General features: G+C 34.4%; 27 protein-coding genes, 1 tRNA gene and 1 pseudogene. 18 read left to right on the top strand and 11 right to left on the bottom strand.

Features of this window, described 5'->3' with window-relative positions; genetic code table 11:
* The first annotated feature begins 46 nt into the window (after positions 1-46).
* The 13 genes from G415_RS11130 (at position 47) to G415_RS0104450 (ending at position 10049) form a co-directional block, all read left to right on the top strand.
* Positions 47-838: an ABC transporter permease gene (locus tag G415_RS11130; protein ID WP_022670404.1), complete on the top strand. Its 792-nt coding sequence runs from the start codon at positions 47-49 to the stop codon at positions 836-838.
* On the top strand, positions 835-1707 hold the full coding sequence (locus G415_RS0104500; protein WP_022670403.1) for a tetratricopeptide repeat protein: 873 nt from the start codon (positions 835-837) through the stop codon (positions 1705-1707). Before G415_RS11130 ends, G415_RS0104500 begins: the two co-directional genes overlap by 4 nt.
* Positions 1676-2569 (top strand): ABC transporter ATP-binding protein, encoded by an 894-nt coding sequence (locus G415_RS0104495; RefSeq protein ID WP_022670401.1) that lies wholly within the window; start codon positions 1676-1678, stop codon positions 2567-2569. Before G415_RS0104500 ends, G415_RS0104495 begins: the two co-directional genes overlap by 32 nt.
* On the top strand, positions 2544-3602 hold the full coding sequence (locus G415_RS09840; protein ID WP_022670400.1) for a glycosyltransferase family 9 protein: 1059 nt from the start codon (positions 2544-2546) through the stop codon (positions 3600-3602). The genes G415_RS0104495 and G415_RS09840 overlap by 26 nt, the downstream gene beginning before the upstream one ends.
* A gap of 414 nt (positions 3603-4016) precedes the next feature.
* Complete coding sequence (locus tag G415_RS09835; RefSeq protein ID WP_022670399.1) at positions 4017-4484, top strand: AAA family ATPase; 468 nt, start codon at positions 4017-4019, stop codon at positions 4482-4484.
* Between the two features lie 67 nt (positions 4485-4551).
* Positions 4552-4806, top strand: coding sequence for a hypothetical protein (locus tag G415_RS0104480; RefSeq protein ID WP_022670397.1), 255 nt, complete (start codon positions 4552-4554; stop codon positions 4804-4806).
* Between the two features lie 89 nt (positions 4807-4895).
* The gene (locus G415_RS0104475; RefSeq protein WP_022670396.1) at positions 4896-5165 is read left to right on the top strand and encodes a type II toxin-antitoxin system Phd/YefM family antitoxin; all 270 of its coding nucleotides are present in this window, start codon (positions 4896-4898) and stop codon (positions 5163-5165) included.
* A gap of 5 nt (positions 5166-5170) precedes the next feature.
* Positions 5171-5296: a type II toxin-antitoxin system RelE/ParE family toxin gene (locus G415_RS11325; RefSeq protein WP_162138535.1), complete on the top strand. Its 126-nt coding sequence runs from the start codon at positions 5171-5173 to the stop codon at positions 5294-5296.
* 54 nt (positions 5297-5350) lie between these two features.
* Positions 5351-6139: an ABC transporter permease gene (locus G415_RS09830; RefSeq protein ID WP_022670395.1), complete on the top strand. Its 789-nt coding sequence runs from the start codon at positions 5351-5353 to the stop codon at positions 6137-6139.
* Complete coding sequence (locus tag G415_RS0104465) at positions 6129-6836, top strand: ABC transporter ATP-binding protein (RefSeq protein ID WP_022670394.1); 708 nt, start codon at positions 6129-6131, stop codon at positions 6834-6836. Before G415_RS09830 ends, G415_RS0104465 begins: the two co-directional genes overlap by 11 nt.
* Positions 6811-8013 carry a CDP-glycerol glycerophosphotransferase family protein gene (locus tag G415_RS0104460; protein WP_022670392.1) on the top strand — a complete coding sequence of 401 codons (1203 nt, stop codon included), beginning with the start codon at positions 6811-6813 and terminating at the stop codon, positions 8011-8013. Before G415_RS0104465 ends, G415_RS0104460 begins: the two co-directional genes overlap by 26 nt.
* Entirely contained in the window at positions 8006-9352 is a 1347-nt protein-coding gene (gene ispD, locus G415_RS0104455; protein ID WP_022670391.1) for a 2-C-methyl-D-erythritol 4-phosphate cytidylyltransferase, read from the top strand. Before G415_RS0104460 ends, ispD begins: the two co-directional genes overlap by 8 nt.
* Positions 9339-10049 carry a CDP-alcohol phosphatidyltransferase family protein gene (locus tag G415_RS0104450; RefSeq protein WP_022670390.1) on the top strand — a complete coding sequence of 237 codons (711 nt, stop codon included), beginning with the start codon at positions 9339-9341 and terminating at the stop codon, positions 10047-10049. Before ispD ends, G415_RS0104450 begins: the two co-directional genes overlap by 14 nt.
* Before the next feature lie 8 nt (positions 10050-10057).
* Here the strand turns inward: G415_RS0104450 and G415_RS09825 are convergent, their stop codons facing one another.
* From G415_RS09825 to G415_RS11320, 6 genes are all read right to left on the bottom strand, one after another.
* Positions 10058-10915, bottom strand: coding sequence for a UbiA prenyltransferase family protein (locus G415_RS09825; RefSeq protein WP_022670389.1), 858 nt, complete (start codon positions 10913-10915; stop codon positions 10058-10060).
* An 89-nt stretch (positions 10916-11004) separates the two neighbouring features.
* Complete coding sequence (locus G415_RS0104440) at positions 11005-11679, bottom strand: ATP-binding protein (RefSeq protein ID WP_022670387.1); 675 nt, start codon at positions 11677-11679, stop codon at positions 11005-11007.
* 216 nt (positions 11680-11895) lie between these two features.
* Positions 11896-13674 carry a glycosyltransferase family 39 protein gene (locus G415_RS0104435; RefSeq protein ID WP_162138534.1) on the bottom strand — a complete coding sequence of 593 codons (1779 nt, stop codon included), beginning with the start codon at positions 13672-13674 and terminating at the stop codon, positions 11896-11898.
* A 99-nt stretch (positions 13675-13773) separates the two neighbouring features.
* Positions 13774-13950, bottom strand: coding sequence for a hypothetical protein (locus tag G415_RS11030; RefSeq protein WP_022670385.1), 177 nt, complete (start codon positions 13948-13950; stop codon positions 13774-13776).
* A 231-nt stretch (positions 13951-14181) separates the two neighbouring features.
* Positions 14182-14511: a hypothetical protein gene (locus G415_RS0104425; RefSeq protein WP_022670384.1), complete on the bottom strand. Its 330-nt coding sequence runs from the start codon at positions 14509-14511 to the stop codon at positions 14182-14184.
* Between the two features lie 12 nt (positions 14512-14523).
* A complete protein-coding gene (locus tag G415_RS11320) occupies positions 14524-14736 on the bottom strand; it encodes a prepilin-type N-terminal cleavage/methylation domain-containing protein (protein ID WP_022670383.1) in 213 nt (70 codons plus the stop codon).
* A 397-nt stretch (positions 14737-15133) separates the two neighbouring features.
* Here G415_RS11320 and G415_RS10715 point away from each other — a divergent pair, with 397 nt between their 5' ends.
* The 3 genes and pseudogenes from G415_RS10715 to G415_RS11155 all read left to right on the top strand — a co-directional run.
* On the top strand, positions 15134-15322 hold the full coding sequence (locus tag G415_RS10715) for a helix-turn-helix domain-containing protein (protein ID WP_026939576.1): 189 nt from the start codon (positions 15134-15136) through the stop codon (positions 15320-15322).
* Positions 15323-15340: 18 nt separating this feature from the next.
* The gene (gene istA, locus G415_RS10445) at positions 15341-15889 is read left to right on the top strand and encodes an IS21 family transposase (protein WP_026939575.1); all 549 of its coding nucleotides are present in this window, start codon (positions 15341-15343) and stop codon (positions 15887-15889) included.
* Between the two features lie 29 nt (positions 15890-15918).
* Positions 15919-16017, top strand: a pseudogene (locus G415_RS11155) (ATP-binding protein); the annotation flags it as partial.
* Positions 16018-16112: 95 nt separating this feature from the next.
* Here the strand turns inward: G415_RS11155 and G415_RS0104405 are convergent.
* Positions 16113-17189 (bottom strand): ATP-binding protein, encoded by a 1077-nt coding sequence (locus tag G415_RS0104405; protein ID WP_022670382.1) that lies wholly within the window; start codon positions 17187-17189, stop codon positions 16113-16115.
* Between the two features lie 159 nt (positions 17190-17348).
* Between G415_RS0104405 and G415_RS0104400 the strand changes: the two genes are divergently transcribed.
* Positions 17349-17423, top strand: a tRNA-Val gene (locus G415_RS0104400).
* Between the two features lie 5 nt (positions 17424-17428).
* Here G415_RS0104400 and aspS read toward each other — a convergent pair.
* On the bottom strand, positions 17429-19216 hold the full coding sequence (aspS, locus tag G415_RS0104395; protein ID WP_022670380.1) for an aspartate--tRNA ligase: 1788 nt from the start codon (positions 19214-19216) through the stop codon (positions 17429-17431).
* Positions 19207-20442 (bottom strand): histidine--tRNA ligase, encoded by a 1236-nt coding sequence (gene hisS, locus G415_RS0104390; RefSeq protein ID WP_022670379.1) that lies wholly within the window; start codon positions 20440-20442, stop codon positions 19207-19209. Before hisS ends, aspS begins: the two co-directional genes overlap by 10 nt.
* Positions 20443-20649: 207 nt before the next feature.
* Between hisS and G415_RS0104385 the strand changes: the two genes are divergently transcribed.
* On the top strand, positions 20650-21942 hold the full coding sequence (locus G415_RS0104385; protein ID WP_022670378.1) for an ammonium transporter: 1293 nt from the start codon (positions 20650-20652) through the stop codon (positions 21940-21942).
* Here G415_RS0104385 and G415_RS0104380 read toward each other — a convergent pair.
* Together G415_RS0104380 and efp are read right to left on the bottom strand one after the other, a co-directional pair.
* A complete protein-coding gene (locus G415_RS0104380; protein ID WP_022670377.1) occupies positions 21939-23081 on the bottom strand; it encodes an MFS transporter in 1143 nt (380 codons plus the stop codon). The genes G415_RS0104385 and G415_RS0104380 overlap by 4 nt on opposite strands.
* Positions 23078-23647 (bottom strand): elongation factor P, encoded by a 570-nt coding sequence (gene efp / locus G415_RS0104375; protein ID WP_022670376.1) that lies wholly within the window; start codon positions 23645-23647, stop codon positions 23078-23080. Before efp ends, G415_RS0104380 begins: the two co-directional genes overlap by 4 nt.
* Positions 23648-23651: the final 4 nt, after the last annotated feature.

Raw genomic sequence — 23651 nt, 5'->3', positions numbered from 1 at the left:
CAAGTTAATGATTTTGTTTAAAATAAAGTATAAGAGGAGTTAATGAATGCTAACGATTATCTCTCTTACATTTAAGAGTGCCTTTAAAGATAGAATAGGAATAGTTATATTGAGTATGGTTTTGCTTTACATAATTGTTCCGGTATTTAGCTCTTTTTCGATGAGACAGCTTCAGGAAGTTTCTATAACAATGTCTATAACCTTAAACTCATTCATACTCCTTTTGCTTGCCATTTTTGGCTCTGTTGCCACCGTTTTTAGAGATATAGAGAGAAAGTTTGTATATACATTGCTGTCACATCCCTTAAAAAGGAGTGACTATTTTATAGGCAGATTTATAGGGTTTGCCCTTGCTATGCTCGTTGTACTCGTTATTAACTTTGTTCTTTCTGTTATCTCAATAAAGATTTGTGCATCTATGTATAAATCAAGACTGCCGCTGTTGTGGAGTAATATAGCCATAGCCTTTATATTCTCATACCTTCAGTATTTACTTCTAATGGCTTTTGGTTTTCTGTTTGCATCGTTTGCAACATCGTTTTTTATGCCGTTTTTTGCAACAATAGCAACGTTTATAGCAGGCAATGCATCGCAAGGAATTTACGATTACATATTTCATTCTGCATCAAAGGAGTATTCGGAATTGTTTAAAGGTATTATAAAGGTTGTTTACTATGTTTTACCTAATTTCTCATCATTTGATTTTTCAGCTTATGCAGCCTATGCTCTTAAAATAAGCTCAACTCAACTAATAAATAGCTTAATGTATTTTGCTTTATACTTCACAATTGTAATAAGTGTAGCTCTAATTGTATTCAACAAAAGAGATTTGACATGATGAAGTATATAGTGTTGGTTATTTCGTTTTTGTTGATGATAATGTTTATGCCGCATTTTTCAGAAGTTATGCAACAAAGGGCGTCTCTTGTAAAATTAGGGTTTGTGCCAAAAGGTAAGCTATATAAAGCCGTTATTGGCAGTTTCAGATGGTTTGAAGGTGAGTATTATACATTCAAGTCTATAGTTTATTATGGCAGCAAAGCAAAAGCTGTGATGGAGAGAAGGTATAATGAAATTGAGTATTACAATCTCTATAGAACCTTGAAAGCTGCGATAATTCTCGACCCATATAACGAAGACGCATACTACTTTGCTCAGGCTATACTTGCGTGGGATGTAAGGCAAGTCAAAGCAGCCATTGGGCTTTTAGAGTATGTTTACAAATACAGACCTTGGGATTTTCAAATACCGTTCTTTCTTGGTTTTGATTACGGATATTTTCTACATGATTATAAAAAAGCTGCAGAATACTTCAAAGATGCTGCCAATTTGACGCATGCTTCTCTATTTGTCAATTTAGCGGCAAGGTACTTTTATGAAGGCGGTGATACAGAAGCTGGTATAGTATATCTAAAATACATTATAAGCCAGACAAGAAACGAAAAAATAAAAAAGATTTATCAGAAAAGGCTTGATGCCTTACAAAAGATTGAATTTTTACAAAAGGCTGTAAAAGAGTATGAGAAAAAATTTGGTAAGAAACCAACAAACTTAAAGGAGCTAATTGATGCAGGTATAATAGATAAAATCCCGAAAGATCCATACGGTGGAAGGTTTTATATATCAAAAAACGGAACAATAGAAACCACAAGCAAACTTGCCGAAGGGTGGAGACATGGCAGTAATAGAAGTGATAAATCTAAATAAGACCTATAAGCAGAAGTTGAAAAGGGTTAAAGCTTTAAACAATATGAGTTTTAAAGTGGAAAAAGGACAGATTTGCGGATTCTTAGGCCCTAACGGAGCAGGCAAAAGCACCACACTTAAAATAATGATGGATCTTATAAGAGCAGATAGTGGTAAAGTTTTAATAAATGGCGTTGAATCGACAAAAACGGATTCAAGAAAAAAGGTTGGCTTTATGCCAGAGAATCCACCCTACATAGACTCTTTGACAGGGAGAGAGCTTCTATTGTTTTCAGCTAAGATGCACGGTATAAACTATCAAAAAGCAAAGAAGAAAGCAGATGAGCTTTTAGAGATGCTTGACCTTTCAAACTCTGCCGACAAAAAATTAAGAAATTACAGCAAAGGAATGATTCAAAGAATAGGGTTTGCATCGACACTCATTATAGAACCAGACCTTTTGATACTCGACGAACCTATGAGCGGGCTTGATCCGATAGGCAGATACAAATTTAAGAATATACTCAAACAAGTTAAAAGTAATGGAACAACTATATTTTTCAGCTCTCATATCATAGCGGACATAGAAGATATTTGTGATAGTGTGATAATAGTAAAAGATGGCAGGGTGGTTAAAGAGCTAACCCAACAAGATATGAAGTCTATGACAATTGAAGGGTATAGAATACTCGTTCCTGAAGATGCAAAAATTGAAGGAATGGAAGAAATAGAAAAGCTGGAAAATGGCATTCAAGTAATATATATAAGACGGGAACTGCTAAATAAAACGATTCACAACCTTAAAGATGTCAAGATAATATCTATAGAGCCCGTAAAAAGGAGCTTGGAAGAGATATTTGTTAAAGAAATTGAACAAAATTGAGATTATAAAATCCTTAGACCGAACAGTAGGTAATCTTACCTTAAAATTTTTGCCAACTAAGAACTCGACTTTTCCTGATAAAATAGAGTCTGTTTTAATAATTAGACCTGGCGGAATAGGCGATGCGGTGTTGCTTGTTCCTATGATAAGAAAGATAGAAAAGATTTTTTCTGAAGCTAAAATACATATATTGGCCGAGAAACGAAATGTAGGAGTGTTTGATTTATTTGACTGCAATTGTAAGATATTCAGATACGATGAGCCAAATGAGTTTTTGAGTATGCTTAAATACAAAAAATACGATTTGGTATTCGATACTGAACAGTGGCATATATTATCTTCTGTTATTGCTCGTTATGTTGGAAGATTTGTTGTTGGATTTGATACCAACGAAAGAAGAAAAAACCTTGATATAAGGGTGGGCTACTCCCACACGAAATATGAAGTTGAATCTTTTTTAGACCTGTTGGAAGAGTATTGCAAGCACGCAGGATTGAATATTGACAGAAGGTGGAGCTATCCTTTCTTGGATATTAAAGCTAATAGATTGCTTTACGATATTGTAATTTTCACTGGTGCATCAATTAAATATAGAAAGTGGGATGTAAATAGGTATATAGAACTCATTAATAAACTCAATGAATTAAACTTAAGAATAGCCTTAATCGGTGCAAAAAGCGATGTGGATTTTAATAAGAAAATTGCAAAAAACTGCAGAGTTAATGATTTTACAGGCAAAACGAGCCTAAAAGAGACGGCCAAAATAATGGCGTTTTCAAAGTTGCTTTTTTCTACCGATTCTGGCGTTCTTCATATAGGTGCTGCTTTGGGCGTGAAAACCGTATCGCTTTTTGGCCCGGGTATTGAATACAAATGGGCGCCAAAAGGCAAGAACCACAAAACTATAAACAGATATCTACCATGTTCTCCTTGCACAAGATTTGGTTATACACCGAGATGTCCTTATTGGGTTAAATGTATGAAAGGCATCGATGTTGAAAGCGTGCTTAAAACATTAATATCGTTGCTATAATATATAAAAACTCCCAACCTTACACTTCGAGAGCGAGAGAATAAATAGAAGGTTTTTTGATGCAGGTATTGTATTATTGCTGTGGAGATAATATAATTAAAACAAGAAATTGACGACAATATGTATTTAGGTTTGTTTTGATTAGGGATATATAGAATGACGAAAGAGAAAGATGGTGTTTGAAAGGAAGTGAGTGAATTATATTTAAGGTTTTAGAAGATGAAGAAAAAATAAATTGTCCATACTTCAGTCTTCAAAGTGAAAATGTGGGAGAGAAATAGAATACACTATGTTCAAAGAGTCTATAATATAGGAATGTTGAAGGAGTTCATAAATTTTATAACAGAAACGAAAAAATTGAGTAATATTCGTTTCTATGTTATAATAATCTAAAAACGAATAGGAATTTAAGCTGTGTTTGTAAACAGGGAAAAGGAATTAAAAATTTTAGAAAATGAATACAATAGAGATGGTTTTAAATTTTGCATTATCTATGGCAGAAGAAGAGTAGGAAAAACTACTCTGATAAGAAAGTTTTTGAAAAACAAAAAGCATATCTATTTTCTGGCAACGCTTGAGAATGAAAAAATTTTGCTTGAAAAATTTAAAGAGATTGTTGCTGAAAGCTTGGAAGACGAGTTTTTAAAAGGGATAAATCTAACATCTTTTGAAAGCATATTTAAATATATAGCAAGAAAGAAAGAAAAACTTGTTGTCGTTATAGATGAATTTCAATATCTTTCCAAAGTCAATCTTGCAATAGCTTCAATATTTCAATCAATTGCAGAAAATTTAAACACAGAATTGCCAAAAAATATATTCTTTTTTCAAAGGAAGGATTTGAAAAAAGGCTTGAAGAGATTGCAAAAAGGGACGGTTTGATTTTGGTTAATGCCGAAGATATGAGTTTTTAGAAGAGTCGCATAAACTAACGAATGAGGTCAAAAAGATGCTGTATATGACAATGGCCGAAAGAATAGGCATTGAAAAAGGTATTTTAGAAGGCATAGAAAAAGGTATGCAGCAAGGTTTAAAACAGGGCTTGCTTGAAGCCATAGAGTTAGGTTTGAAACTAAAATTCAAAACAAAAGGGCTTAAACTATTTTCTGAAGTATCTAAGATAAACGATAAAGATGCTGTTGAGACAGCCAAAGATTTGAGCAAGATAGAAATTATGAATCTATTTTTTATTCGAGCAAGTTGAAATATCATTTTCACGGTAATTATTAGTTTAGATGCTGAAATATTGACAGTCAGTTCACATTCAGTATCATAAAAACAGGAGGTAGTGCTATGAACATCTCGGAAGATATAAAGCCTATTAGCTATTTAAAATCAAAAACGGCGGATTTATTAAAACAGGTAAACTCAACCCATAGACCTGTAATTATCACTCAAAACGGTGAGCCAAAAGCTGTGCTTCAAGACCATGAAAGCTACGAAAAAATGAGAAACGCAATAGGTTTGCTCAAGATTCTTTCTATATCCGAAAAAGAGATAAAAAATGGTTCTGCAATAGATAACGATAAGGCGCTTGAGAAAATAAAAGACAAATTGACATAGTTTTTATGAATAAAAAATACAAAATAGTATGGACAAATTCTGCTGTTTATGACATAGAAAGTATAATTGAGTACATAGCAAAAGACAACCCTTCGACTGCTCGTTCTTTGATATATTACTGGAAGAAATAAAAAACTTTAGATGTTTTTTTGAAAACTATACAAACTAAAATTTGAAAGGATAGAATGCTCAGAGACCCTTTGCTTAAGAATCTCATAAAATACAAAGATTTACTACTTGTTTTTATCTGGAGAGAGTTCACGATAAGATATAGGCAAAGTATGTTGGGCATTTTATGGGCGGTTTTGCAGCCTTTGAGTATGATGCTTCTGTTTACATTTATCTTCAGTGTCGTTTTGAAATACAAGGTTTCAAACTATCCGCATGTTCTGTTTTTTTATTCGGGCTTGCTGCCCTGGACATTTTTTTCAAGCTCAATCAATTTTTCAATCTCGTCTTTAGTAAATCATCGCACCCTTATTACAAAAATATATTTCCCGAAAGAAATTATACCGATTTCCGGCGTTGCGGTCTCTTTTATAGATTTTTGCATAGCGTTTTTTATATATCTTGTTCTTATGATTGTTTACGGCGTGCATTTTAGTTTAAACTTTTTGTGGTTTTTCCCGCTTCTTTTTATACTTGTTGTATTTACCGTTTCTTTAGGGCTTCTTTTTGCGGCTTTGAATGTTTATTATAGAGATGTAAAACTGTTTTCTGGATTTTTGCTTCAATTATGGTTTTTTGCAACGCCCGTGTTTTACTCGATAGATAAAGTATCCATGAAGTGGAAACTTATCCTGTTTTTAAACCCTTTAACCTTCATAGTCGAAAATATGAGAAGGGTTACGCTTGAAGGCAGGGGGGTTGTTCTGTGGCAGCTTGGGTTTGTGCTTGTCGTGATTGTGATTTTTTATATAATATCAAGAACTGTCTTTTTAAAGATAGAAAGGAAGATGGCCGATGTCATCTGACATAGCGATAAAGATGAAAAATGTATGGAAAAAATACTCAAAGAGCGCGACATTTCATAACAGTTTGAGAGAAGAAATCGTAAAATTATTCAAATCGAAAAACAAAAACGAATTAAGACAAGATGAATTCTGGGTTTTAAAAGATTTTAATTTGACGGTCAAAAAAGGCGAGTCAATAGGATTTTACGGACCAAACGGAAGCGGAAAAAGCACGATTTTGAAATTGATAGCAAATGTTACTTATCCCGATAAGGGAGATATAAAGATAAACGGAAAAGTCGCTCCTTTAATAGAAATCGGAGCGGGTTTTCATCCCGATTTGACAGGAAGAGAAAACATCTTGATGAACGGCGCAATTTTGGGCATGAGCATAAATGAAATAAAAAGAAAAGAAAAAGATATAATCGCTTTTTCAGGTATTGAAAGATTTATCGACATGCCGGTTAAAAAGTATTCATCGGGTATGTATTTAAGATTGGCTTTTTCGATTGCCATCCATAGCGACGCCGATATATTTTTGTTTGATGAGATAATAGCCGTGGGAGATGAAGAGTTTAGAAAAAGGTGTAACCAAAAAATTTATGAATTAAGGAGAAAAAATAAAACTTTGATTGTCGTTAGTCATAACTACAATTTGCTCAACGATATGGTTGATGAGGTTTTGTTTATAAATGTCACAAATTCTATTTCCAATTAAAAGAAAAATCAAAAAAATCAAAGGAAATTGGAGAAAGATTAAGAAAGATATTATTTTAATATTGATTAATATTTTTATACTATCATTTTTAAAAAAAATATTAAAAGTAAATAAGAGTAAAGTAGTTTACATACCCGTTCATTTTCAATGCCAAGGTAATACGTATGAATTATTGAAAAAATGGAGTAATCTTTTTGGAAATAAATTTATACATATCTATTTGTGTGAAGAAAGCAAAAGAAGTAATAAGCATAATATTAAGTATGTTAAGTTTGGATTAAAGTTCTTATTTCATTACTCTACCGCTAAATATATTATTAGAGAGTCAGAATTTAATTCTGTTGGTTTATGGCCTTCAAAAAAAAGTGTTGTTGCTCAATTATGGCATGGTGCTGGTGCTTTTAAAAAATTTGGACTTCACACAAAAAGAAGCAGATGGCTTAAGTTTTGGAGAAAAAAAGATATTGAGAGTTGGGATATTGTTTTTTGCTCTTCGGAATTTATCAAAGATATTTATTCGGTTGCCTTTGGTGATTTTGATAGAGATAGAATTTTTGTAAATGGTTTGCCGAGAAATGATTTTCTTTTTAGTCTCAATCAAAAAAGAAATGATTTAAAAAGTCAGATGAATATTGAAAACAAAAAAATTATTCTATTTGCTCCAACTTTTCGGGACAAAGAGTTTGAAGAATATTACTTAGACATGATAGAAGATATCAATTTTATATCAAAAAAATTACCGAAGGATTTTCAATTGGCAATAAGATTACATCCAAGTGTCCCGCAAAGAGTGTTTGATTTTATAGATTTTTCGGATATTTTGGATTTTAATGCTTTTAAAACAGAAGAATCCTTGGTTATTGCTGATATTTTAATTACGGATTATTCTTCCATAATTTTTGATTTTGCACTTTTGGAAAAGCCTATGTTGTTTTATGCTCCTGATTTAGATGTTTATTACGATAAAAGAGGTTTTTACTTTGATTATAAATCTTTTGTCCCCGGACCGATATCTTATTCAAAAGAAGAATTGTTAGAAAATATAAAACAGTATGATTGGTTGAAGTGGCAAAATAAAGTAAAAGAATTTAAAGAGAAATTTAATCCTTATTTTGACGGAAAGAACTCAGAAAGAGTAATAAATAAAATTTTAGAAATTGGAGAAAAATATGGTTAAAGCAATAATTCTTGCTTCAGGCATAGGCGAAAGGTTTTCTTCCGATTTGCCCAAGCAGTTCACAAAACTTGCGGGCTTGCCTGTTATTGTCCACACTCTCAAGGCCTTTGAAAGAAGTAAATATATAGATAGCGTTATTGTCGTTACAAATGCCAGCAATGTCGAAAGGGTTTGGGAATATGCAAGGAAGTATAATCTTAAAAAGATAGAGAAGGTTCTTTGCGGCGGAAAGACAAGACAAGAGTCGTCATTTATCGGTATAAATGCGTGCGATGATGAAGACTATGTGATAATACACGATGGCGTTAGACCTTTTGTTTCCCAAAAAATCATTGAAAATGTTGTTAAAGCCACAATCGAACATAGTGCCGTTGATGTTGCTATTGCTTCTGCCGATACTATTATTAAGGTAAACGATAAAAATTTTATAGATGAGATTCCAAATCGAAAATATATGAAAAAGGGGCAAACACCTCAGGGTTTTAAATGTAAGCTTATAAAAAAAGCTCATAGAATCGCATTAAAAGACGGTATAAGTAATTCGCCTGATGATTGTTCTTTAGTGTTAAGAATTGGTATTCCTGTGTATGTTGTTGAAGGCGACGAGCAAAACATAAAAATTACATATCCCATCGATTTGCACATAGCCGATAAACTGTTTCAATTAAAAGTAGAAAATAGCACCGAAGATATTTTAAGCGATAAGATAAAAAATAAAGTTTTTGTAGTAATAGGCGGAACGAGTGGTATAGGATTGGAAACGGTAAGGTTAATTGAAACATATAACGCAAAAGTAGTGGTTCTTTCCAGAAACACGCCTATTAAAATTGATATAAAAGACATAAATATGCTAAAAAATGCTTTTGAGTCTATTTTAGATGAACATGGAAGAATGGATGTTGTTATAAACTGTGCCGGTGATTTAATCAGAAAAGATGTTGAGTTTATGAGTGAAAAAGAATGGGATTATATATACGATATGAATATAAAAGGTGCTTTTTTGTTGTCAAAGGTTGTAATTCCTATTTTTAAAAAACAGGGGTTTGGAAATTTGATTTTTGTTGGCTCGAGTGCATATACGAGAGGACGAGCCGGATATGCAGCATATTCCAGCTCTAAGGCAGCTTTGGTAAATTTTGCTCAAGCATTAGCCGAAGAAGTCGAACCTTTCAATATAAGGGTGAATGTTGTTGTGCCGTCAAGAGTGGCAACGCCTTTAAGATTTAGAAATTTTGGCAAAGAAGACCCAACAACGCTTTTAAGTCCAAAAAAAGTTGCCGAAGAAATTTTAAAAGCTTCATATCAAGATGTGACGGGGAGTATTTTTGAAGTCAAATAACCGGATAACCTTGCAAGATATTGAAAAAGTTTTGCCTTTAAAAACGTGGTATGCGTCAATATTTGTTTTGCCTGTTTCAAGGATCTTTATATTGTTTTTTAGTAATTATAAAATCTTAACGCCAAACCAGATTACTTTCATCGCAATATTTTTTAGATTGATTACGGCAGTAATGTTTTTAAAAGGATTTTTTATCATTGGTGCCGTTTTTTATTATTTTGCTTATGTTTTGGATTGTGTGGACGGTGCCGTTGCAAGGCTAACAAATCAGACATCCGCTTTCGGGCGTTATTTAGACCATGTTTCCGATTTAGTGGGTGATATTGTTGTTTTGTGTTCCCTTGCATTTTCTCAAGGTTTGCTTTTTAGTTACATACTTTTTGGTATGGTTTTTATGCATATAGCCGAAAGCTATATAAGTTATCTGATGAGTTTTGTTTGTATTGAAAAAAAGAGTGATGATTTAGTTGGTTTTTTGGGACTTTTTGAACGATATAGACAATTTTGGTTTAAAAGAAATTTTAAATCCTTTCTATCCTCTCCCGATTATGCGGCTTTTGTGTTTATTTTAATGCCGATATTAGGCGAGCCTAAAAAAGGTATTGAATACGGTTTCTTTTTTCTTTTTATGGTTGTTTGTTATACAATATTTTCGACATTTATGTCTCTGCATACGGGCAATAAAAGGTTTCCTTAACCAGTAAACTAAAATAAATACACCTTTCTAAAAAACAATAAAACCCACAAGAGTAATAAAAATATATTGAGCCTGTTTTTCACAAAAAAATCCGTTGGCTCACCCTGTTTGAATTTTATTACACTATACACATAATTAAATACGAGGGCTGAAGAGTCAAGAAAAAGTAAAAAATCAAATCCGCCCTTAAAATGCAAATAAAAACCGAAAATCGATACGGATAAGACGGCCGTTGATATAAGTATAAAATTTACGATATTCTTTTTGTATTTTTTCAAAGAATCCCTAAACGGTTCGTTGCTTTGCGAAACTTCCAGTTCTTCAAGCCTTTTTCCTGATGCAAGCATAACAGCAACAGTTAGCGTCAAGCCTATAAGCCACCAAGACAGTTTTATGTTTGACAATATATGCCCTGCGTATAATCTTAAACCGAAACCAATGGATATGATAACCATATCGAGATACGGAATTCTTTTTAAATAGACGGAATAAATCAGGCTATTTGCAAGATATATAAGAGCAATAAACAAAAAGTATTTATTCAAAAAGAGCGAGCCCAAAAAACCTATTAAAAAAAGAAAAGTAGCAAATAGCGCAGCGTTTTTTGTGTTTATTTTGCCCGACGCTATGGCTCTGTATTTTTTCTTTGGGTGTCTTGCGTCTTTTTCTTTATCTATTATGTCGTTTATTATGTAACCCACGCTTGAAATAAGTGAGAACAGAAAGAAACCGCAAACAAGTTTTTTTAATAAGTTAAAATCAAGAATTAATCCGCCAAAAAACGCGGGAAAGAATATTATAAGATTCTTTATCCACTGTTTAGGCCGCATTATGAGTATATATCTAAATAAAATGCTATGTCTCATTAATCTTATTTTATATAGATATGAGAATAATTCAAACGAAAACAAATTTTTGTTGCTTTATTTGGAGACCCTTCTTAGTCTGTTGCGAATTATAACTCCAACTTCTCCATCCCTTTCTCATAAATCCTGCTATTTCCTTTAACTTCCAATGTAAGCGGGTCATAAAAGAGTATCTCTTTTTCAGCGTAAAAATTTATAATCTTCTTCACCTGCGTTGGTAATTCTTCTTTTGCTATAAATCTGCCGTTTTTTACTATCTCTTTTGCTATCTCTTTAAATATCTTTCTTTTGTTGAAGTCTTCTTCGTTTGTGAGTAAGTCAACCATCTCAGTATATGCCAAAAACGCCCTATGCTCTAAATACTCTTTCAATGTCTTAAACTCTTTCTTCTCAAACATCATTCTTTGTATATCTGGAATACAACCACCAAGATAGTCATAGATAAGATTTATCTCTTCTTCTGTGTATCCTTCAGAACTTAACCACTCTACAACTATACTCTTATCAAGATGGTCAACCTTGAAGAATTTACTTGTCTTCTTCAATTTTGCATCATTATAAATCCTATCTATAAACACAGTGTTTGAGCTTAGGATAACAACATGAGACAGATGTGTCTCTTTTGTTAAAGAGACACAGAAGTTTAGGAACTCTTTGAGTAGTTCTCTATCTCCGTTTATGTATATATCTTCAAGTGTTTGAATTTCGTCAATGATGATTATAGGTTGTCTGTTTTTCTTTGTTCTGTTTTGTATCTCTTCCATTTCTTACGGTATAAAATTTCTTAATGTATAAATTTACCTATTCCCCAATTATAATTATATTACTATGAAGAAGTTTAGCTTATCTATATTTGAAAGTTTAAAATTTTATTTTACAAGAGATAATGATATGAAGAGATTTATTTATTAAAATATGATGGTATGATAGTGTTGTGTTTAAGATTTACCACAGAAAAGATATTTGCAGACAGAGTAATCTCAAAAATCTAACGCTTTGTTATTGTTGTTATTGATTCTTTTTAAGATTTTGCACGAAAACTTCCTGTATATGTTCTTTGTATCTGGACTTTTGCAAGTCAAACTAAAAAATAAAATGGCATTTTTTTTGTTTTTATTCTCTAAAAATAGCTTACCTATGCTGTACAAAACTGACGGGCTTTTTATTACATATTTTGCATAAGAGTTTATGAATTTCTTGAGCTGTTTAACAGTCTCAGTATTAATTTTATCGTTTTTTAGCATAAGATAATAAGTTTTTAATATCATCCTGACTGCTTCTTTTCGTGGTGTTTTTGTTTTACCGGTGGCTATTGTTTCTTTTTTTGTCTTGTTCAGAATTTTATGAAAACATTCAAGTGCTTTTTTATAGTTTTTTTCCTTTAAATAAACTATTCCTAAATGGTAGTCCAACTGATAATGGTAAATAAAGGAATAAACTTTCTCTCCTGCAAGATAGTATTTTTTTGCTTTTTTTAGATTTCCTTCTTCATAATTGGCGTCACCGGCAAGTATGTAAGCAACCTGATAATTTGGAGATTTTCTCACTGTATCGTCATAAAGTCTTGCATTATTGCCCCATATGTAAGCTCTATGAGCCGAAGATACAAGGAGAGACAATAGATACGCAAAAAACATACAGTAAATAGCGTTTTTCGTCTTCTTGTTGTTTAGATTCTCCAAAAACTTAAACAAGTAGTAAACAAAAAACGCAAAGATAAAAGCAGAAGATATGAAACAGTACCTTTCAGCATAAGATGTCCAAGCTATCTGGCCAAACGATATAGGATATGCAGGCAAAAGAAAAAGCAATCCAATCAGAAACAGACGATTAGTTAGACTATTTTTAAAAAACAGATATAAAGAGAACAGAAATACGACAAACCCTAAAATATCGTATCCTGGGTCAGCACCAATGATAGCAAAATTCAATGGCCAAGGAATAAGCAACTTTTTAATATAAAAGCCAAAAAGCCTAAAGAATTTCATTACGGGATACACTGTTCCGTTAGAAATTATTTGTAGAGTTGTGTGTATGTTTTTGCTATTGCTTATAAAAGCTGAATTTCTCAACAAAAAGAAGGCGACTCCAAACAAAACAGGAATCAAAGCAGAGAAAATCAAAATACTCTTTTTATGTTTGAATCTTTCAAGTATCTCCTTAGATGTCAGTATCAATGGAATAGCAAAAATAAACATAACTGCTGTTTCTTTCGATAAAGATGCAAGCAACATAAAAAAACCAGAAGCAAACAATAAAAGCAACTTTTTATCTTCGGTAAATTTAATAAAGTAATAAAACCCTATAATTAAAAACATGAAAGCTATTAAATCCGTTCTTCCGGATATCCAAGCCACAGATTCAACAGCCATAGGATTAACGATAAACCAAATAGTCGAAATAAGCGGCACAAAATCACCTTTAAAAACCAACTTCAAAAATTTATAAAGAAAAACGGTGCTTATAAAAAACATTAACAGATTTTCGTAATACATAACAGGAAAGAAAAAACCAAATAGAATTTTGTCTATTTGATAAGATAAACTTATGAGTGGTCTGTAATAGAGTCCATTTTCAACATGTCTGATAAATATGTGATACAAATCTATATGATTTAGGTGTGAGTATCGGTTTACTAAATCTATGTCGTCTTGAAGGTTAATGTTATGAAAACCATGAAAAACATATATAATGAAAATGATTAAAAAGAACAACCAATAATGATTTTTGTATTTTTTCAATTTACTAAACCTTAACATATTTTTTCCGAATCCAGAGTTTTCCACAGACTCCAAGACCATAAAAGGTTTTTTAGGTAATTTTTAGAAAGCAATTGTTTGCCTTTATATTTGCTATTTTCATGTGTTTTTGCATATTGAATATTGAATATAGTTTGCTTCTGAAAAATCAAGTGCAAGTATATAGTTATTCTGTTTCTTATTTCTTTTATCTTTTACTTCTTTCATTATTTTATCTCTTAGTTGTTTGTTTGATTTGATTGTGTGTTTTGTCTTTTGGGTTATTCCAATAAGCATCCACTAAACAAAAGAGTTTATTGATAAGATTAATAAATATAAAAACATCACAAACTTCACCCTCTTTTTTATCGTGTATTCCAACTCATCAATTATCTATCAACTTACTGCTTATTTCTGTAGTAAGTTTATGTGTATATTATTTCCCTCGAAAAAATAAGCCTTTTTCTTATTTACCAAATGTTTAAAAGAGAGGGAGTAACTCCCTCTCTTTTGTTTGTTTCTATTGCGTTATTGAACCCATGTCCATGAGGGTAAAGTACCAGCAGTTGGCTTATCTCCGTCTATCTCGGTACCACAAGGATCGTTAGTGCATTTTGCTTTTTTTACCTCATCATTATTTGTTGTTGCATATTTGTATCTTCCCTGTTTGTGGTCACTTTCCATTGTGTATGCATTACTATTTGATACAATTACCAATGATACACCTTGTGAAGGAGTGAATGTATCTCCACTAACTATTGTGCTTCCGGATTGAAACAGTTTAGCACGGGCTGTTGTTGAAAAAGTGGCGAAGAGTAGACTAATAGCTATAATCCCTAAGAAAACATTCTTCTTCATATTGGCCTCCTTTTAGTTTATAGTTGGGTATTCTTGGTTATCAGAAAAATACGCCTCAAATACGGTTTTAGCATTTTTAATATCACTTAATGCAGCAGCGTCGTATGCTTTTTGCCTATATTTCGCATACTGAGGTATCGCGATTGCAGCCAAAATTGCAATAATTGCAACAACTACAAGCAGCTCAATCAGAGTGAAACCTTTTTTACCCTTTAACTCTTTCACTTCTCCCTCCTTTTTTGAGATTTTTGTTTTACATAAAATTTCCAAACTTACTTTACCCCAATTTATACCTTTATAAGCACCTTAACTTTCTTGTTTCTATCACCCCCTTCCGTTTTTTAACCCTTGTGTTTTTTTGTTAAACTTTCTAATTCTAAAATAACACTAAATTTAATCTAAGTCAACCCTTAAATTCAAAATTCAATAACTTTGTAATATATACCCACAGCACTTTAAAAATTAGGTCTTTAGTCATTGAAGAGCCAATTAAGACACGCCCATTGTGTCAAAGCTACAATAAACTCCCCACCAAAAGGGCTTATAAATTCCCCACCCTTTTGGTAGCATGCCCTCATCTTTTTAAATAGAGGGAGGGTAAATAAAATTGTTGGGGGTTTGTATGTACTATTCGGTAAAAGCACTACTAGGTCTTGGGAAGAATATCTCACAGATTGCAAGGGAATTAAATATTGACAGAAAAACAGTAGAAAGATTAAGAAAAAGGTGGAAGAAGGAAAAATTGAGACACCCACTGTCAGAAGGAAAAGCATCCTTGACCCATACAGGGATGAAATCATGGAGTATTTGAGAAATAATCTTTGCTGTATTGATACATCAGAAGTTAAAAGAAAAGCATTGCCTCGATGTGAGCTATAGTTCTGTAAAACGGTATATAAAAAAGATAAAGCCAAGTGAACCCTTCATTGTCCTATTAAGCCCACCTGGCCAGGAAGCACAAGTAGATTTCGGTTATGCAGGATATTTCTATAATAGCAAAAAGAGAAAGAAGGTAAAGTATTGGATATTCTCAATGGTTTTGTCTTACTCAAGGTACAGATACTATGAGCTTGTAGACAACCAGAGCATACCTACATTCATAAACTGTCATATCAATGCATTTGAATACTTTTCTGGTTCACCTAAAATCGTAAAGATAGACAACCTAAAAAGCGGAGTTTTGCATGTAAACTTCTATGAACCTGAAATCCAGCATGAATATACAAGAATGCTTGAATACTACAACTCATCTGCTGTTGCTTGCAGGGTAAGAAAGCCTCAAGAGAAAGGCAAGGTAGAATCCAGTATAAAGTATGTAAAGAACAACTTTATTAAAAAGTATACGCTCAGAAGGAGTAGAGGATATAGAGAAGGTTAAAAAAAGACTTCTATTTTGGCAGGACAATATCTGCAATACTGGATAGGCTTATTCACCGCTCTCACATTATCAACATTCAGGGTGAAAGCTACAGGCTAAAGCAGAAAAGAAAGGCCGGGGTTATTTAAAAACCAATGGAAAATATGTTTAAAAAAGTGGTGCATTTTTACTATGCGTATTGGTGCATATTTGGATTGCAGTTGACATACTTATCCGTCTAAACCTACAATTCCAACTTCTCCATCCCCTTCTCATAAATCCTGCTATTTCCTTTAACTTCTAATGTAAGCGGGTCAAAGAAGAGAATCTCTTTTTCTGCCCACTTGGAGATGACTTCTAAGTATTTTGAATCTCTGTCTTTTGAAAGAACAAATGAGCCATTGTTTAAAATCTCTTTGCAAATATTCTCAAATATTTCTATCTCTTCTTTTGGAAACTTACCTTGATGATAGAACATTACTATCTGCGAATAAGCCAAAAACGCCCTATGCTCTAAATACTCTTTAATGCTTTTGTATTTGTCTTTTAACATCATCATTCTTTGTATATCTGGAATACAACCACCAAGATAGTCATAGATGAGATTTATCTCTTCTTCTGTGTATCCTTCAGAACTTAACCACTCTACAACTATACTCTTATCAAGATGGTCAACCTTGAAGAATTTACTTGTCTTCTTCAATTTTGCATCATTATAAATCCTATCTATAAACACAGTGTTTGAGCTTAGGATAACAACATGAGACAGATGTGTCTCTTTGGTTAAAGAGACGCAGAAGTTTAGGAACTCTTTGAGTAGTTCTCTATCTCCGTTTATGTATATATCTTCAAGTGTTTGGATTTCGTCTATGATGAGAATTTTATGTTCTGCTTCTATGTTCTCTATCTCGCTGATTATTACATCAAACAGGTCTTTTTCCCTTGTCTTTACTTCTTTTAGCAATTTTGCTTCTATTTGAAGAATGCTTACTGATACCTTTGCAGATAAGCTCTTTGTCTTTTTCTCTTCCTTTTCTTTCTTTGGCTTTATGAATGATTCAAGAAAGGAGTCATAGCTTGTTATGAGTTTGCCTCTTAGATTGACATACCTAACCCAATATCCTTTTTTGGGTTTTAAGTTCTCAAAATCTTCAAACAACTCCTTTTCAACAACATACTCAATGAGTGTTGTTTTGCCTGAAGATTTTGGGCCATAAACCCAAAGGATTAACTCTGGTAATTGATTGAACCAGTCAAGGAAGAAGTTTATCTCTTTATCTCTATCTATGAGTTTTTTGTTTCTGAAGATACGGGTTTGCATCTCAATCTCCTTTCTTGAATCTTCATAATAGCCTTTGTTTTTTGTGTTTTCACTGTTGAAAGTTTACTATTTATTCAAAAAATTGCAAATATGATTTTCTCTTCTCTCATGTATTGACATAGTTATATTTTTCGGTTAATCTTAAAGTTAAAATCTGGCGGGCGGTTAGCTCAGCGGAAGAGCGCTTGCTTCACACGCAAGAGGTCACAGGTTCGACCCCTGTACCGCCCACCATTTTTTTATTCCTTTTTGGGCTTTTTTACCCTGATTGATAGTTCGAGAAGCTGCTTTTCATCAACTTCACTTGGTGCATCAGTCAGCATACATACGCCTTTTTGAGTCTTCGGGAAGGCTATAACTTCTCTTATTGATTTTTCTTTTAAGATTAAAGCCACAAGTCTGTCAAAGCCTATTGCCAAGCCGCCGTGTGGTGGTGCACCGTATTTTAGTGCTTCGATTAAGAATCCAAATTTTATCTGAGCTTCTTCATCGGAAATACCCAAAGCTTTAAACATCTTCTGCTGAACATCGCTTCTGTGAATCCTGATACTTCCACCACCTATCTCAACACCGTTTAGCGTTATATCATAAGCCCTTGCCTTAACCCTTGCCGGGTCTGTTTCTAAATACTCTAAATCTTCTTCTTTTGGCGAAGTGAATGGATGATGCATTGCTTCCCACCTGTTCTCATCTTCGTTCCACTCAAACAGTGGGAAATCAACAACCCAGACAAAGTTGAACTCATCTTCGTTGGCAAGTTTTAGCTTTTTGCCTATCTCAAGCCTTAAAGCGCCGAGTGAATCATAAACGACCTTTGGCGTATCTGCCATAAAGAAGAGTAAATCACCAGGCTCTGCTTCCAATCTTTTGAGTATTCCGTTAATCTCTTCTTTGCTGAAAAATTTAACGATTGGAGACTGCAACTCATAGTTTGCCTTGACCTTAATCCAGGCAAGTCCTTTTGCACCGTATACGGCAACAAGATTTGTAAGATCGTCTATCTCTTTTCTTGAAAAATCGATACAACCTTTGGCGTTTAATCCGTAAACTATACCACCTTTGTCAACAACATCCTTAAACACTTTGAATTTTGTATTCTGAACAATGTCTGTAAGTTTTTTTAACTCAAGGCCAAATCTCATATCCGGTTTGTCAGAGCCGAATCTATCTAAAGCTTCCTGATATGTTATTCTTTTGAATGGCGGGTTTACATCAACGCCGATTGTCTCTTTAAACACGCTTGCTATTATGCCTTCTGTTATCTCCATAACATCGTCTTCTTCAACAAAGCTCATCTCAAGGTCAATTTGGGTGAATTCTGGCTGTCTGTCTGCTCTTAAATCTTCGTCTCTAAAGCATTTTGTTATCTGATAGTATTTGTCAAAACCAGCAACCATCAATAACTGTTTAAATAGCTGTGGTGATTGTGGCAATGCGTAAAATTTACCCGGTGATAGTCTGCTTGGCACTAAAAAGTCCCTTGCACCTTCGGGCGTGCTTTTTGTGAGAACAGGTGTTTCAAGCTCTATAAAGCCTTGAGAGTGTAAATACTGTCTTGCTGCAAATGCAGCCTTTGAGCGAACTATTAGGTTTCTTTGCATCTGTGGTTTTCTTAAATCGAGATATCTATATTTAAGCCTTAACTCTTCGTTTACATGAACATACTCTTCAACAGGGAAGGGCAGGTTTTCGCACTCTGAAAATACCTTTAATGTGTCTGCAACAACTTCAACTTCGCCTGTCTTTAGGTTTGGATTGACTGTGCCTTCTGGTCTTGCTCTTACAGTTCCTTTAACGCCTATGCAGTATTGACTTCTCAGCTTTGATGCTCTTTTGTGTATCTCTTCATTTACCGATGGGTCGAAAACAACCTGAACCAGGCCCTCTCTGTCTTTTAGGTCGATAAAAATTACACCGCCATGATCTCTCCAATTTTGAACCCAACCGAACAAGACAACTTCTTTGCCTATGTCGGATGCTCTTACATCGCCGCAGTAATGTGTCCTTTTTAGCTCTCCTATTGCCATCTTTTCACCTCGTTTGTGATAAAGTTATCTAAATTTAACTCTTCTTGAGACGATGTCTCCATGTCTCTCAAAATTACCTTATTGTTTTTTCTCTCGTTTTCTCCGACTATAACAACAAACCTTGCGCTTATCTTGTTTGCCTTTTTCATCATTGCTTTTAAGCTTCTTTTCTCATATTCTACATATACGCTTCTTTTGGTTTTTTCTATCAGCTCTTTTGCTATATTTATTGCGTATAAATCTTCGCTTAGGTTGGCTATGTAATAATCTATATTGAGTGTCTCTTCGGTTTCCATTAACTCAACAAGACGCTCACAGCCTGCTGCAAAACCTATACCGCTTGTTGGTTTTCCGCCAAGCTGCTCAACGAGATTGTCGTACCTGCCGCCTGCAAGCACCGTTCCCTGAGCTCCAAGCTTATCTGTTATCGTTTCAAATACAAATTTTGTGTAATAGTCAAGACCTCTTACAAGATGAGGATTCTCTTCAAACTCTATATTTAGTTTGGTTAGATAATCTTTAACCTGCTCGTAATGGGTTTTGCAGCTTTCACATACGAATTGAGTAATTTTTGGTGCGTTTTTGGCTATGGTTTGACAGGTTTTGTTTTTGCAGTCCAGTATTCTTAATGGGTTTCTTGTTAGCCTTCTTTTGCAATCATCACATAGGCTCTCTTTGTGTTGCTCAAAATACTCTCTTAATTTTTCTAAATACTTTGGTCTGCAGTTTGGGCAGCCTATGTTGTTTATCTCTATTCTTAAATCTGTGATTCCCAAATTATCAAGCAGCGTTTTATTTACAAGCACAACTTCAGCATCAACAGCCGGGTTATCTATGCCAAATATCTCTATGCCTATCTGATGGAATTGTCTGAGTCTGCCTTTCTGTGGCCTCTCGTATCTAAACATTGGGCCAATGTAATAAAACTTTCTAAATGGATAATTCTCAAGGTGATTGTCTATATATGCCCTTACGACTCCTGCCGTGCCTTCTGGCCTTAAGGTAACCGATTCGTTGCTTTTGTCTAAAAATGTGTACATCTCCTTTTCAACTATGTCTGTTGCTTCACCAACACCACGAGCAAAGATAGAAGTTTTCTCCAATATTGGTGTTCTTATCTCTTTGAAGCCAAACGATTCAAGTGTTCTTCTTGCTGTCTCTTCTAACCTTCTCCATTTTGGTATCTCATCTGGCAGGATATCCTTAAATCCCCTTAAGATTTCCACTTTTTACCTCCCTAAAACAGTGATGAGTATTAAAAAGAAAAGCTGTTTTGTCAAGAAAGAAATAAAAAAGACTATAAGTGTAAAAGTGATTACAAAATTGTGAAATTTTTGTTTGATTTCTAATGCGTAAATTCTAAAAACAACTATAATAACAACAATGGAACTACATATGCTAATAGAATCACAGAAGAGAAGATGGAGGTGGTTATGAGCTTGTTGAAGAGAGTCTCTCTTGTTGTGTTTTTCTTGATTTTGCCTGTTGAAGTTTTTGCTGCGAATTCTGGTATAGACTCAGGTGATACGGCTTGGCTTCTTGTCTCTGCTGCACTTGTTATGATGATGACACCAGCAGGGCTTGCCATCTTTTATGGTGGTATGGCAAGGAGTAAGAATATTCTTAACTCAATGGGTATGTCCTTTGTGACTTACGGAATTGTGAGTGTCTTGTGGATAGCCTTTCAATTTAGTTTAGCTTTTGGTGGAGACATTAGTGGTTTGATTGGCAATTTAAAGTATCTATTTATGGGAAGGGATATTAATGCCGTTTTTGTAGGCACACATGTGTCTGTTATGGCTTTTGCTGCCTTTCAGCTTACCTTTGCTGCTATAACAACTGCCTTAATAAGCGGCTCTGTTGTTGAACGGGTAAAGTTTAGCTCTTGGGTTGTATTCAGTATAATCTGGTCAACGCTTGTCTATGCTCCACTTGCCCATTGGGTATGGGGTGGTGGGTGGCTTGCCAAGATGCACATAGCCGATTTTGCTGGTGGTCTTGTTGTTGAGACATGCTCTGGAATTGCTGGTCTTGTGTTTGCTTTAATGCTTGGCCCAAGAAGAGGATTTGGAAAAGTTGCTATGCCACCATCGTCAATTGCTCTGTCAATTTTTGGTGCTGCAATGTTGTGGTTTGGATGGTTTGGTTTTAATGCAGGAAGTGCTATATCTTCTGGCGCCTTAGCGTCTAACGCTTTTCTTGTAACCAATACAGCTGGTGCTATGGGTGCTATAAGCTGGATGTTGATGGATTGGATGGTTCATGAGCATCCTACGATGCTTGGCTTTGCATCTGGTGCCGTTGCTGGCCTTGTTGCTATAACACCTGCTGCTGGATTTGTAAACAATGTTGGTGCCATGTTCATAGGGTTTGTTGCTGGAATTATAAGTTGGGTTGCAACTGGTTATTTGAAGTATAAATTCGGGTATGATGATTCTTTAGATGTGTTTGGCGTTCATGGTTTAAACGGTATATGGGGTATGATAGCTATAGGGCTTTTTGCAGACCCTAAGGTTAATTTTGCGAAAGGTATTATGTATGGAGGAACGCATCAAATAATTATTCAAATTATTGGAGTTGTTGCAACTATTGCATTTGTTAGTGTTGGAACATTTGTAAGTGTTAAATTGACTTCCTTTATTACTAAAGGTTTAAGAGTTAACGAAGAAGATGAAGTGAAAGGTCTTGATATAGCAGTTCACACAGAAAAGGGCTTTGAGCTTTAGTTTTCTGCCGAGCTTCTGCTCGGCTTTCTTTTTATGGTTAAAGCCAACAAACTTCCTGTGAATGCTATTGCCACATTAAAACCAAAAGCCACCTTGAAACCAAATGAATCAACCAATGCTCCTATAACGCTTGGTGCTATACTTGAGCCTATCATTACCATACCAAACACGACGGCTATGTTTGAGTTTACCTTTTCACCACCCACTTCTGCAGCAAATGCATGTCTTACAGGTATCGATAAAGACATAAAGAATCCCATGAAAAACAAAAATACCAAGCTTGGCTTTAGTAAGAATAGAACCAGAAAGACTCCCATAAGGAAATAGCTCAAAGAGATTGTTATTCTTCTGCCAATTATGTCAGATATTGTTCCACCTAAGGGTTGGGCTATCAAACCCGCAAGCAGCATGACAGAAGCTTTTAGGTTTGCATTTAGTATGTTTGAGCCATGAGCGTAAAAGTAAGCTGGTAAAAAAGAAGATATGCCGCGAGAGAAGAAGGGTATGACAATAGCAACTATGCCCAAAAGGAGAAGCTCCTTAGTTATCGTGCTTTTGAAAGGCTTTTTGGTTGGAGTCTCTTCTATCTTTATTACGGAAAAAATAATAAAAGCCATAATTAGGCCTGGCATAGCAACGATAAGAAACGCTTTAAGTCCAAAATACTCAAGCAAGAAACCCATTGATATTGGAGCAAAAAAGTATCCCAAAGCTCCGCCTATGCCATTTAAACCTATTGCCATACCTTTCTTCTCTTTAAATACGCCACTTAGAATGCCCATGCCTTGTGGATGATATGTGCCAAGACCTATACCTATAAGAACAGTTGCAAGTAGGGCTGCGTAGTAACTGTTGGTTAAATAGAATGTTAAATATCCTGTCGAAAGGGCTAAAAATCCAAAAATTAGAGCTGTTTTTCTTTTTGCGTATGTTTCTGATAGGTGGGCTATTGGAGCCTGAAGAAGAGCACTCAACAGATAGGGCACGCTCAAAAGCATGCCCGATTGAAAGTAATTGATTTGATAAGCCTTTTTAAGAACAGGAATTGCCGGTGCAATTAATAGAGAATACCAATCGTTTACAAAATGAGCCGTTGCAATAATAAAAAGCAATAGAAAAGGGTTTGTTAAAACTCTCATTTATTCACACGCTCTACATACTCTCCTGTTCTTGTGTCGATTTTTATAATATCACCTTCTTTTAAGAAAAATGGCACTTGCACGACTGCACCTGTCTCAAGTGTTGCTGGCTTTGTGCCCGTTGCTGCTGTATCACCCTTAAATCCCGGTTCAGTCTCGACTATCTTTAGCTCAACAAAGTTTGGCAGAGCAACACCAATTGGTGTGCCTTTATAGAGCATAACCATAACTTCTTTATTCTCTTGGATAAACAAAGCGGCATTACCCATAACACCTTCGGGAATTGTGTACTGGTCATAGGTGTTTAAATCCATAAAGTTATAGCCTTCGTTATCCTTGTATAGATACTGCATCATTCTCTCTTCAACATCAGCTTTAGGCAGTTTTGTGCCAGATTTGTATGTTTTTTCAACAACATTGCCCGTTTTTAAGTTCTTTAGCTTCACCCTTACAAAAGCCTGTCCTTTGCCTGGTTTTACATGCTCATAATCAACGATTTCATAAGGTTCGTTGTCAATCTCGAGTTTTACTCCTCTTTTGAATTCGTTTGTTGCTATCTCTGCCATCTTA

It is taken from the genome of Hippea alviniae EP5-r (assembly GCF_000420385.1).
Classification (GTDB): Bacteria; Campylobacterota_A; Desulfurellia; order Desulfurellales; family Hippeaceae; genus Hippea; species Hippea alviniae.
The sequence above is the reverse complement of the archived record's forward strand: the minus strand, read 5'-3'. Positions and strand labels throughout refer to the sequence as shown.

Coding starts and splice junctions, on each gene's coding strand:
- G415_RS11130 (WP_022670404.1), top strand. CDS start 47: ATGCTAACGATTATCTCTCTTACATTTAAGAGTGCCTTTAAAGATAGA.
- G415_RS0104500 (WP_022670403.1), top strand. CDS start 835: ATGATGAAGTATATAGTGTTGGTTATTTCGTTTTTGTTGATGATAATG.
- G415_RS0104495 (WP_022670401.1), top strand. CDS start 1,676: ATGGCAGTAATAGAAGTGATAAATCTAAATAAGACCTATAAGCAGAAG.
- G415_RS0104480 (WP_022670397.1), top strand. CDS start 4,552: ATGCTGTATATGACAATGGCCGAAAGAATAGGCATTGAAAAAGGTATT.
- G415_RS0104475 (WP_022670396.1), top strand. CDS start 4,896: ATGAACATCTCGGAAGATATAAAGCCTATTAGCTATTTAAAATCAAAA.
- G415_RS11325 (WP_162138535.1), top strand. CDS start 5,171: ATGAATAAAAAATACAAAATAGTATGGACAAATTCTGCTGTTTATGAC.
- G415_RS09830 (WP_022670395.1), top strand. CDS start 5,351: ATGCTCAGAGACCCTTTGCTTAAGAATCTCATAAAATACAAAGATTTA.
- G415_RS0104465 (WP_022670394.1), top strand. CDS start 6,129: ATGTCATCTGACATAGCGATAAAGATGAAAAATGTATGGAAAAAATAC.
- G415_RS0104460 (WP_022670392.1), top strand. CDS start 6,811: ATGTCACAAATTCTATTTCCAATTAAAAGAAAAATCAAAAAAATCAAA.
- ispD (WP_022670391.1), top strand. CDS start 8,006: ATGGTTAAAGCAATAATTCTTGCTTCAGGCATAGGCGAAAGGTTTTCT.
- G415_RS09825 (WP_022670389.1), bottom strand. CDS start 10,915: ATGAGACATAGCATTTTATTTAGATATATACTCATAATGCGGCCTAAA.
- G415_RS0104440 (WP_022670387.1), bottom strand. CDS start 11,679: ATGGAAGAGATACAAAACAGAACAAAGAAAAACAGACAACCTATAATC.
- G415_RS0104435 (WP_162138534.1), bottom strand. CDS start 13,674: ATGTTAAGGTTTAGTAAATTGAAAAAATACAAAAATCATTATTGGTTG.
- G415_RS11030 (WP_022670385.1), bottom strand. CDS start 13,950: ATGCTTATTGGAATAACCCAAAAGACAAAACACACAATCAAATCAAAC.
- G415_RS0104425 (WP_022670384.1), bottom strand. CDS start 14,511: ATGAAGAAGAATGTTTTCTTAGGGATTATAGCTATTAGTCTACTCTTC.
- G415_RS10715 (WP_026939576.1), top strand. CDS start 15,134: ATGTACTATTCGGTAAAAGCACTACTAGGTCTTGGGAAGAATATCTCA.
- G415_RS0104405 (WP_022670382.1), bottom strand. CDS start 17,189: ATGCAAACCCGTATCTTCAGAAACAAAAAACTCATAGATAGAGATAAA.
- aspS (WP_022670380.1), bottom strand. CDS start 19,216: ATGGCAATAGGAGAGCTAAAAAGGACACATTACTGCGGCGATGTAAGA.
- G415_RS0104385 (WP_022670378.1), top strand. CDS start 20,650: ATGAGCTTGTTGAAGAGAGTCTCTCTTGTTGTGTTTTTCTTGATTTTG.
- G415_RS0104380 (WP_022670377.1), bottom strand. CDS start 23,081: ATGAGAGTTTTAACAAACCCTTTTCTATTGCTTTTTATTATTGCAACG.
- efp (WP_022670376.1), bottom strand. CDS start 23,647: ATGGCAGAGATAGCAACAAACGAATTCAAAAGAGGAGTAAAACTCGAG.